Source organism: Pseudomonas sp. GW821-FHT09C08, from assembly GCF_059418125.1.
Window position 1 is genome coordinate 852,275 of the sequence record NZ_JBWKPG010000002.1, and the last position, 13,850, is coordinate 866,124.

Annotated in this window: 14 protein-coding genes; 4 read left to right on the top strand and 10 right to left on the bottom strand. The window is 62.8% G+C overall.

Annotation, left to right across the window (positions count from 1 at the left end; translation table 11 throughout):
• Window positions 1–4: 4 nt before the first annotated feature.
• The gene (locus tag AC07OJ_RS10645; RefSeq protein WP_213551018.1) at window positions 5–661 is read right to left on the bottom strand and encodes a peroxiredoxin-like family protein; all 657 of its coding nucleotides are present in this window, start codon (window positions 659–661) and stop codon (window positions 5–7) included.
• Window positions 662–887: 226 nt separating this feature from the next.
• Between AC07OJ_RS10645 and AC07OJ_RS10650 the strand changes: the two genes are divergently transcribed.
• Both AC07OJ_RS10650 and AC07OJ_RS10655 read left to right on the top strand, forming a co-directional pair.
• A complete protein-coding gene (locus AC07OJ_RS10650; RefSeq protein WP_065901605.1) occupies window positions 888–1,076 on the top strand; it encodes a type II toxin-antitoxin system HicA family toxin in 189 nt (62 codons plus the stop codon).
• A gap of 11 nt (window positions 1,077–1,087) precedes the next feature.
• A complete protein-coding gene (locus AC07OJ_RS10655) occupies window positions 1,088–1,492 on the top strand; it encodes a type II toxin-antitoxin system HicB family antitoxin (RefSeq protein WP_016978509.1) in 405 nt (134 codons plus the stop codon).
• Window positions 1,493–1,498: 6 nt separating this feature from the next.
• Here the strand turns inward: AC07OJ_RS10655 and AC07OJ_RS10660 are convergent, their stop codons facing one another.
• On the bottom strand, window positions 1,499–2,695 hold the full coding sequence (locus AC07OJ_RS10660) for an MFS transporter (RefSeq protein WP_083221339.1): 1,197 nt from the start codon (window positions 2,693–2,695) through the stop codon (window positions 1,499–1,501).
• Window positions 2,696–2,873: 178 nt separating this feature from the next.
• On the opposite strand from AC07OJ_RS10660, the gene AC07OJ_RS10665 reads away from it, so the two are divergent.
• Window positions 2,874–3,488, top strand: coding sequence for a DUF5666 domain-containing protein (locus AC07OJ_RS10665; RefSeq protein ID WP_201143827.1), 615 nt, complete (start codon window positions 2,874–2,876; stop codon window positions 3,486–3,488).
• Window positions 3,489–3,614: 126 nt separating this feature from the next.
• Here AC07OJ_RS10665 and AC07OJ_RS10670 read toward each other — a convergent pair whose 3' ends face one another.
• The 8 genes from AC07OJ_RS10670 to gcl form a co-directional block, all read right to left on the bottom strand.
• Window positions 3,615–4,619 carry a sulfate ABC transporter substrate-binding protein gene (locus tag AC07OJ_RS10670; RefSeq protein ID WP_065901602.1) on the bottom strand — a complete coding sequence of 335 codons (1,005 nt, stop codon included), beginning with the start codon at window positions 4,617–4,619 and terminating at the stop codon, window positions 3,615–3,617.
• A gap of 105 nt (window positions 4,620–4,724) precedes the next feature.
• On the bottom strand, window positions 4,725–5,549 hold the full coding sequence (locus tag AC07OJ_RS10675) for an ion transporter (protein ID WP_495094503.1): 825 nt from the start codon (window positions 5,547–5,549) through the stop codon (window positions 4,725–4,727).
• 31 nt (window positions 5,550–5,580) lie between these two features.
• Complete coding sequence (locus AC07OJ_RS10680; protein WP_495094504.1) at window positions 5,581–6,456, bottom strand: urea transporter; 876 nt, start codon at window positions 6,454–6,456, stop codon at window positions 5,581–5,583.
• Between the two features lie 122 nt (window positions 6,457–6,578).
• Window positions 6,579–7,994, bottom strand: coding sequence for a pyruvate kinase (gene pyk, locus AC07OJ_RS10685; protein ID WP_495094505.1), 1,416 nt, complete (start codon window positions 7,992–7,994; stop codon window positions 6,579–6,581).
• On the bottom strand, window positions 7,984–9,264 hold the full coding sequence (locus AC07OJ_RS10690; RefSeq protein WP_495094506.1) for a glycerate kinase type-2 family protein: 1,281 nt from the start codon (window positions 9,262–9,264) through the stop codon (window positions 7,984–7,986). Before AC07OJ_RS10690 ends, pyk begins: the two co-directional genes overlap by 11 nt.
• Before the next feature lie 189 nt (window positions 9,265–9,453).
• Complete coding sequence (locus AC07OJ_RS10695) at window positions 9,454–10,344, bottom strand: 2-hydroxy-3-oxopropionate reductase (protein WP_106804702.1); 891 nt, start codon at window positions 10,342–10,344, stop codon at window positions 9,454–9,456.
• A gap of 164 nt (window positions 10,345–10,508) precedes the next feature.
• Window positions 10,509–11,291 (bottom strand): hydroxypyruvate isomerase, encoded by a 783-nt coding sequence (gene hyi, locus AC07OJ_RS10700; protein ID WP_495094507.1) that lies wholly within the window; start codon window positions 11,289–11,291, stop codon window positions 10,509–10,511.
• Between the two features lie 10 nt (window positions 11,292–11,301).
• Complete coding sequence (gcl, locus tag AC07OJ_RS10705) at window positions 11,302–13,077, bottom strand: glyoxylate carboligase (protein ID WP_495094508.1); 1,776 nt, start codon at window positions 13,075–13,077, stop codon at window positions 11,302–11,304.
• Between the two features lie 256 nt (window positions 13,078–13,333).
• Here gcl and AC07OJ_RS10710 point away from each other — a divergent pair, with 256 nt between their 5' ends.
• Window positions 13,334–13,774 (top strand): GlcG/HbpS family heme-binding protein, encoded by a 441-nt coding sequence (locus AC07OJ_RS10710; RefSeq protein WP_065901586.1) that lies wholly within the window; start codon window positions 13,334–13,336, stop codon window positions 13,772–13,774.
• Window positions 13,775–13,850: the final 76 nt, after the last annotated feature.

The following is a 13,850-nucleotide window of genomic DNA, read 5'->3' on the forward strand; positions in this document are numbered from 1 at the left end:
TGGGTTATCGGGTGAGGGCGTCGAGCAGCGCCGAGGGTTCCGGGCGTTGAGTGTAATCCGGGTTGACCTCGGCGTAACGAATCACGCTGTCCTGGCCGATCACATAGCGGGCGGGCATGGGCAGTGTCCAGGCCGGATCGTCGTTGATCAGCGGCAGGTTGTTGCCCAGCGCCTTGTAGAGTTCGATCAAATAATCCGGCAATTGAAAGCGCAGCCCGAACGCATCGGCGACGTCGTTGTGGGTGTCGCTGAGGATCGGGAACCCCAGCCCGGCAATGCGCGTGGATTTGCGGCTGTTGGCGGCCGTTTGCGGCGACAGGGCCAGCAACTGGGCGCCGGCCGCCGTCAGTGTCGGCAGAAACGCCTGCAACGCCTGCAATTCCAAAGTGCAGTACGGGCACCACACGCCTCGGTAGAACGTTAGCACCAGCGGCCCCTGGGCCAACAGCCTGGCCGAGGACACCGCGTTGCCGTCGGCGTCCTTGAGGCTGAACAGCGGCGCTTTGTCTCCCACCTTGAGGGCACGTTGTGCTGCACCGCTGGCGATCAGCTCGGCGGTGGCGCGCTCCATGATCGGATGGATATGCGCGGGCGCGTTATAGGGCGGCTTGCCCGCTTTGAAGTCAGCGCGGAAGGCATCAAGTGTGGCTTGAAGTGTCATGGCGGTAGTCCCTCGGGAGATGAGCCGGCTTGGCTGGAGGGGATGATGGGCGCGTCGGTGCGGGGGTAGAAGCGGGGTGCCGGGCATAGGATTTATGCGTTGAGGGAATGAACGCGTGCAATACCAACATTCGGTAAAACAGCCGCCAGTCGGGTTCCGCGATTCTGTGCTTGAGTAAAGATAACTCTAGGGTTACTTTTATTCAGGCCAAGCCAAGGAGGTTGCGGTGCAAAGCAGGCTATTGATCAAGGAGCTGCAAGAGGCGGGTTGGGTGCTGGATCGGGTCACGGGCAGTCATCACATTTTTACTCACCGCTATAACCCGTACACGATCCCGGTGCCGCACCCCAAGAAGGACCTGCCGCTGGGCACCGTCAGAAGCATCAGGAAACGCGCCGGGCTGTTTCAGTTCTAAGGAGAGCATTCATGCAATACCCAATCTGTATCGAATGGGGCGATGACTTTACCGCCACCGGTATTCAGATCCCCGATATTCCAGGCGCGGTCACCGCCGGTGACAGTTTCGAAGAGGCGTACAACGCCGCCGTGGAAGTCGCGCACATCATGCTGCAAGAAATCGCCGCCGAAGGTGGGCCGATTCCGATGCCCACGTCGGTGGCCAATCATCACGCCCATGAAGACTACGCCGGGATGGGCTGGGGCATGCTCGAGCTGGACATCTCGCCCTATCTGGGCAAGACCGAGAAGGTCAACGTGACCTTGCCCGGTTATGTCATCCAGCGCATCGACCGTTATGTGCGCGAGCACAAGGTCAAAAGCCGCTCGTCATTCCTGGCGGACGCGGCCTTGGAGAAGCTGGTGCGCTCCTGAGGGTGATCAGGCCGTGGCGACCGTGACCTGGCGCGAAGCGCTCAGGAAGCGCAACAGCGCCACCAGCGGGAACGCACTGCCCACCAGCATCACGCCCAGCCAGCCACCGTGCTCGTAGACGCTGCTGGCAATCGCCGAGCCGAAGGCGCCGCCGATGAAGATACTGGTCATGTACAACGCGTTGAGGCGGCTGCGGCTGTTGGCGTCGAGGGCATAGATCGCGCGTTGCCCGAGGACCATGTTCATCTGCACGCAGAAGTCCAGGACCACGCCGGTCACCGCCAGGCCGATCACGCTGTACAGCGGGTGCACGAAGGCTGGCAGGAAACTCAGCACGGCAAACAGCATGGCCAGCAGTGAGGCGCGGTGAGTGTGGCCGGCATCGGCCAGGCGGCCGGCGATGGGCGCAGCGATGGCACCCAGGGCACCGACCAGTGCGAACAACGCGATCTCACTTTGGCTCAGCCCATGATTGCGCGCCAGCTCCAGCGGTGCGGCGGTCCAGAACAGGCTGAAGGTGGCAAACATGCAGCCCTGGTAGAACGCACGTTGGCGCAGCAGGGGTTGTTCACGCAACAAGGTGCCGAGCGAGCCGAGCAATTGGCCATAGCTGGCGCTGTGGTCGGGCTGGCGCTTGGGGATGGTCAGCATCAGCACCACGCTGATGAACGCCATCAACGCGGCCGCCGCCATGAACATCGCCCGCCAGCCGAAGTGGTCCGCGACCACGCTGGACACCGGCCGCGCCAGCAGAATGCCGAGCAGCAGCCCGCCCATGATGCTGCCCACCACCCGGCCACGGGATTCGGCGGGTGCCAGGTGGGCGGCCAGCGGGATCAGGATTTGCACCGACACCGAACTGAAGCCGATCAGCAACGACACCAGCAGGAACAGATTCGGCTGCTCGGTGAAGGCCGCGCCCAGCAGGCTCGCAATGGCCACCACGGTGGTGGTGATCATCAGCTTGCGGTTTTCCAGCAGGTCGCCCAGCGGTACCAGGAAAAACAGGCCGAGGGCATAACCGATTTGCGTCAGGGACACGATCAGGCTGGCCATCGCCGGGGTGAGGCCGATGTCCGGTGCGATCAGTTCGATGATCGGCTGCGCGTAGTAGATGTTGGCGACGATGGCGCCGCAGCAGAACGCAAACAGCATCACCATCGCGCGGGTCATGGTGGTTGTAGGGTGTGAGGTAGCGTTCATGGTGTTCTCATAAAAGCGGAGGAAGTAGGCGAGCGAGAGTAGAGACAAGGTGCAACGGCGAGTAGGCCGCTGGTGGTGATAACACTCATGCCGGGAATTAATGACTGAAACGTTAACTTTCGCGTCGAACGGCAATGATACATTCAGACACAACTGCCGAAACAGGAAATCCATTGCGATGAAGATCACGTTGAACAAGATGCTCCTGGCTTCCACCCTTGCCGCCGCCATGGCTGTCGGCCTGGCGAACGCGGCCGATGCCCCACGCGTGGGTGTGCGTGGCGCCATCACGGCGATCGACGGCGACGCGATGCACGTCAAGGTCAACAGTGGTGAAGACGTCACCGTGCACCTGACAAAAGACACCCAGGTCCGTGCCGTGACGCTGGCCAGGATCGACGAGATCAAGCCCGGCAGCTACATCGGCTCGGCTGCCATGCCCAACGCCGACGGCACCCTGACTGCGCTCGAAGTGCATGTGTTCCCGCCGGCGATGGCCGGCACGGGCGACGGGCACCGGGCGTTCGACCTCAAAGAAGGCAGCAGCATGACCAACGGCACGGTCGGCGACCTGGTGGTCAGCAACGGGCGGACGTTGACCGTCAAATACAAAGGGGGCGAGCAGAAGATCGTGGTGCCGGATGATGTGCCGATCGTCAACCTGGAGCCAGGCGACCGCAGCTTGCTCAAGCCGGGGGTGAAGGTGGTGATGTTTGCGGCGAAGGACGCGGACGGGACGGTGACGGCGCAGGCTATCTCGGCCGGCAAAGATGGCGTGACACCGCCGATGTAAGGGCCAGGCGCATCCCCCAATGCAGGCGCTGGCTGGCCTGCGACAGCATCACCTCGGTATGCCTGATACGTCGAGGTGTCTGCATCGCAGGCCAGCCAGCTCCCACACGGGGCTGCGTTTGTTCAGTTATTGACCGCTGTAGATCTGGTCGAAAACACCGCCATCATTGAAGTGGGTTTTCTGCACGGTGCGCCAGTCGCCGAAGGTCTTCTCTACCGAGAGGAATTCGACTTTCGGGAAACGGTCGGTGTACTTGGCCAGTACCTTCGCGTCGCGTGGGCGCAGGTAGTTGTTGGCGGCGATTTCCTGGCCTTCCGGCGACCACAGGTACTTCAGGTAGTCTTCGGCGGCCGCGCGGGTGCCTTTCTTCTCGACCACTTTGTCGACCACCGACACCGGCGGCTCGGCTTCGGCAGAGACGCTTGGGTAGATCACTTCGAACTGATCACGGCCGAATTCGCGGGCGATCATTTCTGCTTCGTTTTCAAAGGTCACCAGCACGTCGCCGATCTGGTTGGTCATGAACGTGGTGGTCGCGGCGCGGCCACCGGTGTCCAGCACAGGTGCCTGCTTGAACAGCTTGCCGACAAAGGCCTTGGCCTTGTTCTCGTCGCCGCCGTTTTTCAGCACGTAGCCCCAGGCCGACAGGTAGGTGTAGCGGCCGTTACCGGAAGTCTTCGGGTTGGGCACGATCACTTGCACGCCGTCTTTCAACAGGTCCGGCCAGTCTTTCAGGGCTTTCGGGTTGCCTTTGCGCACGATAAACACCGTGGCGGAGGTGAACGGCGCGCTGTTGTTCGGCAGGCGCGTGACCCAGTTGTCCGGCACCAGCTTGCCATTGTCGGCGAGGGCGTTGATGTCGGTGGCCATGTTCATGGTGATCACGTCAGCCGGCAGGCCGTCGATCACCGAGCGCGCTTGTTTGCTGGAGCCGCCGAAGGACATCTGCAGGGTCAGCTTGTCGTTCGGGTGCTCGGCGTCCCAGTGTTTCTGGAAGGCGGCGTTGTAGTCCTTGTAGAAATCGCGCATCACGTCATACGAGACGTTGAGCAGAGTGACCGGGGCTGCCTGGACGGCGCCCGCCAGGGCAAGGCCGGCGGCCAGTAGAGAGGCGCTAACGAGTTTTTTCACTGCTCATTCCTTGTTGTTCGAGAAGGTTATCGATTGAGTGAGGGCATTTTGCCAGCGACTATAGCTGGGCCTGCATAGACGCTTAAAGATTAAAACGCACTTTGCTTATTCCACTTTCTTAAACAGCGCATTGCCACAGCGCGAGCAGAACGCCGCGTTGGGCTCGTGGCTGTTCTTGTTGCACACCGGGCAGTCGGTTTGCAGCTGCTCACCGCGCATGGCACTGGCCAGTTCGGCGGTAAAAATCCCCGTCGGCACGGCGATGATCGAGTAGCCGGTGATCATCACCAGTGACGAAATCACCTGGCCCAGCGGGGTCTTCGGCACGATATCGCCAAAGCCCACGGTGGTCAGGGTCACGATCGCCCAATAGATGCCCTTGGGAATGCTGGTAAACCCGTGCTCCGGCCCTTCGATCACGTACATCAAGGTGCCGAATACGGTAACCAGGGTGCACACGCTGACCAGGAACACCACGATCTTCTGCTTGCTGCCGCGCAGCGCGGCCATCAGGTAATTGGCCTGCTTGAGGTAAGGCCCAAGCTTGAGCACGCGGAAGATCCGCAGCATCCGGATGATGCGGATGATCAGCAGGTACTGGGCGTCGCTGTAATACAGCGCGAGGATGCCGGGGACGATGGCGAGCAAATCCACCAGCCCATAGAAGCTGAAGGCATAGCGCAGCGGCTTGGGCGAGCAGTACAGGCGCAGGCCGTACTCGATGGCGAAAATGATGGTGAAGCCCCACTCGATGTAGGCCAGCACGTCGGCGTAGTTGTCGTGGACGGTCTGGATACTGTCGAGGATCACAATCACCAGGCTGGCGAGGATGATCAGCAGCAAGGTGCTGTCGAAGCGCCGGCCGGCCGCTGTGTCGCTTTGAAAAACCATGACGTAGAGCCGCTGCCGCCAGTCGTTGTTGCTGTCCATAAAGCCCGCCTGAATCGAATATCGAGCAAGCCTAGGGGGATTCGAAGGGGCTGTCCATGCGGGGTTTACCCAGCATCCGGCGACCGGCACGCACCAGCCAGCACGCGAGGATGAACGGGGCGGTCAACGCCGGCAGGTGCAGCGCAGCAAAGCCTGGCGTGAAGACGATTGCCAGCAGGATGCCGAGCAGCGGTTGCCAGGCGTGGCGGCGCGTCTGACACAGGGCCAGGGCCGCCAGCGCGGGGTTGTAGCTGTGCAGGCCGAGCAGGGCGCTGGCGGTCTCGTCGAGCAGCAGCGCGATCAGCACTCCGCAGAGGGCGCCGGTCAAGGCCCAGAGGGCGGCACGCCGATTGGCCAGCCACAGGCCAAGCGCGATCAGCGCACCGGCGAGGGGCTGGTCGAGCAGCATGATTTGCGCGAGCCCGGTAAAGGGCGCAGTCAGTACGGCCAGGGTGTCGGCTTCGCCGAGTGCAAACGTGCTCGGCGGCACGCTGCCCAATAACAGCCAGCCCAGGCCGACAAACGGCGCGGTGTAGGCGGGCAGGTCATCGGGGCGGGTTGCGTGTTTGAGCCATTGTCGCGTGAGCATCGCACTCAAGCCGCCGCACGCCAGGATCAGCGGTGGCAGCACGGCCGACCAGGCAAAGTGCTGGCTGATCAGCAAGCCCAGCAGTACGCCGTTGTAGCTATATAGGCCGGCCTGGCGTTCGGCCTTGGGATAACCCCGGCGCTGGGCCGTGAGCAAACCGGCGACGCCTCCCAGCAACGCCCCGCCGAGCAGGGCCGGGGCGCCGATCAGGATGGCCAGCAGGCACAGCAGGCCACACAGGGGATGGCGCTGCAGGAAGATCTGGCTGAAGCCGTTGAGCAAGGCTTCGGCCCAGTCGGGGCAGGATTGGTTGGGCATGGTGGGTGAGTCTGAGGGACCGAGTTGCCCCCAATCGCCGGCAAGCCAGCTCCCACATTTGAATCGGTTCACCAATCAAAATGTGGGCGCCGGGCTTGCCCGCGATGAGGCCTGAACAGACGCTAGATCAACGTCTCGATACGCAGCGAATTGGTCGACCCCGGTTGCCCGAACGGCACTCCCGCGGTAATCACCAACGTATCCCCGCGCTGCGCCATCCCCTGGGCCTGGGCGATCTCCAGCGCGGTCGAACACACTTCATCGACCTGGCGCAGCCGATCATTGACCACCGAATGCACGCCCCACGCCACGCTCAAGCGGCGCGCAGTGGAGAGGTTCGGCGTGAGGTTGAGGATCGGCGCCACCGGCCGTTCCCGCGCCGCACGCAGGCTGGAGCTGCCGGACTCGCTGTAGTTCACCAGCACCGCCACCGGCAGGATGCTGCTGATCCGCCGGATCGCACAGCTGATGGCGTCCGACACCGTGGCGTCCGCCTTGGGCCGGCTGACGTCCAGTTGCGTCTGGTAGTCCGGGCCGTTTTCGACCTGGCGGATGATCTTGCTCATCATCTGCACGGCTTCCAGGGGGTACTCGCCGGACGCGGTTTCCGCCGACAGCATCACCGCATCGGCGCCTTCGGCCACGGCGTTGGCGACATCGGTGACTTCGGCGCGAGTCGGTGCCGGGGAGAAACGCATGGACTCGAGCATCTGCGTGGCCACCACCACCGGCTTACCCAACTGGCGGCAGGTGCTGATGATGTCTTTCTGGATCTGCGGCACGCTCTCGGCGGGCACTTCCACACCCAGGTCGCCTCTGGCCACCATGATCGCGTCGCTCAGCTCAGCAATTTCCTGCAGGCGCTGCACGGCCGAGGGTTTCTCGATCTTGGCCATCAGGAACGCTTTGTCGCCGATCAACTCACGGGCTTCGCGGATGTCTTCCGGGCGTTGCACGAACGACAGCGCCACCCAGTCCACACCCAGTTCCAGGCCGAACCTCAGGTCGTTGCGGTCCTTGGCGGTGAGCGGGCTGAGTTCCAGCAGCGCCTGTGGGACATTCACACCTTTGCGGTCGGACAATTCGCCGCCATTCAGCACCGTGGTGTCGATGGCATCCGCATGCTTGGTGATGACCCGCAGGCGCAATTTGCCGTCATCCAGCAGCAGGTCCATGCCCGGCTCCAGCGCCGCGATGATTTCCGGGTGCGGCAGGTTGATACGGCGCTGGTCGCCCGGTGTCGGGTCCAGGTCCAGGCGCAGGGCCTGGCCACGCACCAATTGCACCTTGCCTTCGGCAAAGCGCCCGACCCGCAGCTTCGGCCCTTGCAGGTCCATGAGGATGCCCAGCGGGTAGTTCAGCTGGCGCTCGACCTGGCGAATCCACTGGTAGCGCTGGGCGTGATCGGCGTGCTCGCCGTGGCTGAAGTTGAGGCGGAAGATATTCACGCCGGCCTCCACCAGCTCGCGGATATCATCGATACCGTCGGTGGCCGGGCCCAGGGTGGCGAGGATTTTGACCTTCTTGTCAGGCGTCATGTTTGGCAGTCTCAAGGATCAGGATGGCGCGGAAATCATTGACGTTGGTGCGCGTAGGTTCGGTGACGATCAAGCCCTCGAGCGCGGCGAAATAGCCGTAGCCGTTGTTGTTATCCAGCTCATCGCTGGCCGACAGGCCCAAGGCCTCGGCGCGGGCATAGCTGCAGGGGGTCATGATGGCGCCGGCGTTGTCTTCGGAGCCGTCGATGCCGTCGGTATCACCGGCCAGGGCGTACACGCCCGGCAAGCCCTTGAGGCTGTCGGTCAGGCTCAGCAGGAATTCGGCATTGCGCCCGCCACGGCCATTGCCGCGCACGGTGACGGTGGTTTCGCCACCAGAGAGGATCACGCAGGGCGCCGCCAGTGGCTGGCCATGCTGCACGATTTGTCGGGCGATGCCGGCGTGCACCTTGGCCACGTCCCGCGCTTCGCCTTCAAGGTCGCCGAGGATCAGCGGGCTGAACCCGGCCTGGCGGACTTTCACCGCGACCGCTTCGAGGGATTGCTGCGGGCGCGCGATCAATTGGAAGTGGCTGCGCGCGAGTGCCGGGTCACCCGGCTTGACGGTTTCCGAGGCCGGGTTCTGCAACCAGCTGCGTACCGAGGCGGAAGCGTCGATGCCGTAGCGCTTGAGGATCGCCAGCGCCTGTTGCGACGTGCTCGGGTCGCCAACGGTGGGGCCGGAAGCAATCACCGTGGCCTGGTCGCCCGGCACATCGGAAATCGCATAGGTGTAGACCGTCGCCGGCCAGGCCGCCTTGGCCAGTCGGCCGCCCTTGATCGCCGAGAGGTGCTTGCGCACGCAATTCATCTCGCCAATGGTGGCGCCGGATTTGAGCAGGGCTTTGTTGATGGCTTGCTTGTCGGCCAGGGTGATGCCTTCGGCGGGCAGGGCGAGCAGTGCAGAGCCGCCGCCAGACAGCAGGAAGATCACGCGGTCGTCTTCAGTCAGGTTGCTGATCAATGCCAGCACGCGTTTGGCCACGGCGAGGCCGGCGGCATCGGGGACCGGGTGGGCGGCCTCGACCACTTCGATTTTCTTGCACGGCGCGCCGTGGCCGTAGCGCGTGACCACCAGGCCGGAGACTTCGCCCTGCCAGGCGTTTTCCACCACCAGGGCCATGGCGGCGGCGGCTTTGCCGGCGCCGATCACGATCACACGGCCGCTGCGGTCGGTGGGCAGATAAGGTTCGAGGACTTGCCGGGGGTGGGCGGCGTCGATGGCTGTGGCAAACAGCGCGCGAAGCAGGTGTTGCGGATCGACCGACATAAGCGGGCTCCCGGGGGATTCTTGTTATTAGGGGGGGCATCAATTCCAGGCTGGAATGCGATCAAATGTGGGAGCGGGCTTGCTCGCGAATGCGTTCTGACATTCAACATCCATGCTGACTGATACACCGCTTTCGCGAGCAAGCCCGCTCCCACATTCGACCGCACTCAAAGGTGGAAGCGGGGTGGGTTACTTATCGCGAATCGAAAAATTCGCCATGTGCTCCAGCCCCTTGATCAGCGCCGAATGGTCCCAGTTGCCGCCGCCGATCGCCGTGCAGGTGCTGAACACCTGTTGGGTGCCGGCGGTGTTCGGCAGGTTGATCCCCAGCTCCTTGGCGCCGGCCAGGGCCAGGTTCAGGTCCTTCTGGTGCAGGTTGATGCGGAAGCCCGGATCGAAGGTGCCCTTGATCATGCGCTCGCCATGCACTTCGAGGATCTTCGAGGAGGCAAAGCCGCCCATCAGCGCTTCACGCACCTTGGCCGGGTCGGCGCCGTTCTTCGAGGCGAACAGCAGCGCTTCGGCCACCGCCTGGATATTCAGCGCGACGATGATCTGGTTAGCCACCTTGGCCGTCTGGCCATCGCCATTGCCACCCACCAGGGTGATGTTCTTGCCCATGCTTTGGAACAGGGGCAGGGCGCGTTCGAAGGTCTGCGGCTCGCCACCGACCATGATGCTCAGGGTGCCGGCCTTGGCGCCGACTTCACCGCCGGACACTGGCGCATCCAGGTACTGCGCGCCGGTCTGGTTGATCTTGGCGGCGAACGCCTTGGTGGCGGTGGGGGAGATCGAACTCATGTCGATCACCACCTTGTTGGGTGACAGGCCGGCGGCTACACCGTCGGCGCGGAACAGCACGTCATCGACCTGCGGGGTGTCGGGCACCATGACGATGATGAACTCGGCTTCCTGGGCGACTTGCTGCGGGTTGGCCAACGCGATGGCACCCGCACCGATCAGCTCGGCCGGCGCCTTGCCATGATGCTCGGAGAGAAACAGTTGGTGACCTGCTTTCTGCAGGTTGGCGGCCATGGGTTGGCCCATGATGCCGGTGCCGATGAATCCGATTTTAGCCATGACGAAAATCCTCTCTTTATTCGATGTGAGAGCTGCTTTTTGTGGGAGCTGGCTTGCCTGCGATGGCATTACCTCGGTTTAACTGAGAGACCGAGTTGCCTGCATCGCAGGCAAGCCAGCTCCCACACAAGCCCTGCTTTCACATTGGGTTTTGTGTTGTTCAGTCAGATCGCGTTGTGGGTTTTGAGCCAGCCCAAACCGGCTTCGGTGGTGGTCAGCGGCTTGTATTCACAGCCGACCCAGCCCGAGTAACCGATGCGGTCCAGATGCTCGAACAGGAAGCGATAGTTGATCTCGCCGGTACCCGGCTCATTGCGCCCGGGGTTGTCCGCCAGCTGGATATGGTTGATCTCGCCCAGGTGCGCGGCCATGGTGCGGGCCAGGTCGCCTTCCATGATTTGCATGTGATAGATGTCGTATTGCAGGAACAGGTTGGCGCTGCCCACTTGCTCGCGAATCGACAGGGCCTGCGCGGTGTTGTTGAGGTAGAAGCCGGGGATGTCGCGGGTGTTGATGGCTTCCATCACCAGCTTGATGCCCACCGCTTGCAGCTTGTCGGCCGCGTACTTGAGGTTGGCGACAAACGTCTTTTCCAGGGTTGCATCATCGACACCGGCAGGCCGGATCCCCGCCAGGCAGTTGATCTGGGTATTGCCCAGCACCTCGGCGTAGGCGATGGCCAGGTTGACCCCGGCGCGGAACTCCTCGACCCGATCCGGGTGGCACGCCAGGCCGCGCTCGCCCTTGGCCCAATCACCGGCCGGCAGGTTGAACAGCACTTGGGTCAGGCCATGGGCATCAAGTTGTGCCTTGATTTCGGCGGAGCTGAACTCATACGGGAACAGGTACTCGACCCCTTCGAAACCGACCTCGGCGGCGGCTTTGAAGCGGGCGAGAAAGTCCTGCTCGGTAAACAGCATGGACAGGTTGGCGGCAAAGCGCGGCATAGGGTTCTCCTTAATCGAGCAGGGAAATGGCAGTCGGCGCATCGTTGCCGACCAGGGCCAGATCTTCGAATTCGTTGACGGCGTTGATCTCGGTGCCCATGGAAATATTGGTCACGCGCTCCAGGATGATCTCGACGATCACCGGCACCTTGAATTCCTCGATCATCTCCTGCGCCTTGCGCAGGGCCGGCTGGATCTGGCCCGGCTCGAACACGCGCAGGGCCTTGCAACCCAGGCCTTCGGCGACGGCGACGTGGTCGACGCCATAACCGTTGAGCTCCGGGGCGTTGAGGTTGTCGAAGGACAGCTGGACGCAGTAGTCCATTTCAAAACCGCGCTGGGCCTGGCGGATCAGCCCCAGGTAGGAGTTGTTCACCACCACGTGGATGTACGGCAGCTTGAATTGCGCGCCCACCGCCAGCTCTTCGATCATGAACTGGAAGTCATAGTCGCCGGACAACGCCACCACCTTGCGGCTCGGGTCGGCCTTGACCACGCCGAGCGCTGCGGGGATGGTCCAGCCCAACGGGCCGGCCTGGCCGCAGTTGATCCAGTGGCGCGGCTTGTACACGTGGAGGAATTGCGCGCCAGCAATCTGCGACAGGCCGATGGTGCTGACGTAGCAGGTGTCTTTGCCGAACACCTGGTTCATCTCTTCGTACACCCGTTGCGGCTTGACCGGCACCGCGTCGAAGTGGGTCTTGCGCTGCAGGGTGGCCTTGCGCTGCTGGCAATCATGCAGCCAGGCGCTGCGGTCCTTGAGCTTGCCGGCGGCTTTCCACTCGCGGGCCACTTCAATGAACAGGGTCAGCGCGGAACCGGCGTCGGAGACGATGCCCAGGTCCGGGGTGAACACGCGGCCAATCTGCGTCGGCTCGATGTCGACGTGAATGAACTTGCGGCCTTCGGTGTAGACCTCCACCGAACCGGTGTGGCGGTTGGCCCAGCGGTTGCCGATGCCGAGCACCACGTCCGACTTGAGCATCGTCGCGTTGCCATAGCGGTGGGAGGTTTGCAGGCCGACCATGCCGACCATCTGCGGGTGGTCGTCGGGGATGGTGCCCCAGCCCATCAGGGTCGGAATCACCGGGATACCAGTGAGTTCGGCGAACTCCACCAGCAGTTCGCTGGCGTCGGCATTGATCACGCCACCGCCGCTGACCAGCAACGGCCGCTCGGCGGCATCGAGCAGGGCCAGGGCTTTTTCCACCTGGATGCGGGTTGCCAGCGGCTTGGCCAGGGGCAGCGGCTGGTAGGCGTCGATGTCGAATTCGATTTCGGCCATCTGCACGTCGAACGGCAGGTCGATCAACACTGGGCCTGGGCGGCCTGAGCGCATTTCGTAGAAGGCTTTCTGGAACGCGTAGGGCACCTGGCCAGGTTCGAGCACAGTGGTTGCCCACTTGGTCACGGGCTTGACGATGCTGGTGATGTCGACGGCCTGGAAGTCTTCCTTGTGCATCCGTGCACGCGGGGCTTGGCCGGTGATGCACAGGATCGGGATCGAGTCCGCCGATGCGCTGTAGAGGCCGGTGACCATGTCGGTGCCCGCCGGGCCCGAAGTGCCGATGCACACGCCGATATTGCCGGCCTTGGTGCGGGTGTAACCCTCGGCCATGTGCGAGGCGCCTTCAACGTGGCGAGCAAGGACGTGATCGATGCCACCGACCTTCTGCAAGGCCGAATACAGCGGGTTGATCGCGGCGCCAGGGATACCGAAGGCGGTGTCCACGCCTTCACGGCGCATCACCAGGACGGCGGCTTCGATTGCTCTCATTTTGCTCATGATTTTGGTGCCTCTTGCGTTTTGTAATTGTATACAAGTGGTGTCTGGATAAAGTGTATTCACGGCGAGCGGCGCAGGTCAATCCATTTTGTTCGCGGCCCTTTGCGTTCGTCGGAAGGCATTTTTTCGACGTATGGAGTGTTTGTGCGAAATTATTGTATACAAAATTAATTGTCATTGTGTTCTATTTGTTTGATCGAGCATCTGATCAGACAGACCTCCACCGCTTTCCCAATAACAAAAGAAGGACGGCACCATGAGCGCTTTAACCTTGAAAATCGCCACCCAGCTCGCCAGTCAGGCCCTCAACGCAGGGCGCACGCTGTCGACGGCGCCGCTGACCATCGCGGTCCTCGACAGTGGCGGCCACTTGATCACCCTGCAACGCGAAGACGGCGCCAGCCTGCTGCGCCCGCAGATCGCCATCGGCAAGGCCTGGGGCGCGATTGCGCTGGGCAAGGGCTCGCGCTTGTTGGCACTGGACGCGCAGCAGCGCCCGGCGTTTATCGCGGCATTGAACAGCCTGGGGCAGGGCAGCGTGGTCCCGGCACCGGGCGGGGTATTGATTCGAGATCGAGAAGGGGTGGTACTGGGGGCGATCGGGATCAGTGGCGACACATCGGACATCGACGAGCAATGCGCGATCACCGCAATCGAGGGCGTGGGGTTGCTGGCGGATGCGGGGGTGCCCGCGTGATTCTTTGGCGATAGGCAGAAAGCTATCGCGGGCAAGCCCGCTCCCACAGGGGTTGTTGGTGTTCACACCAAACAGT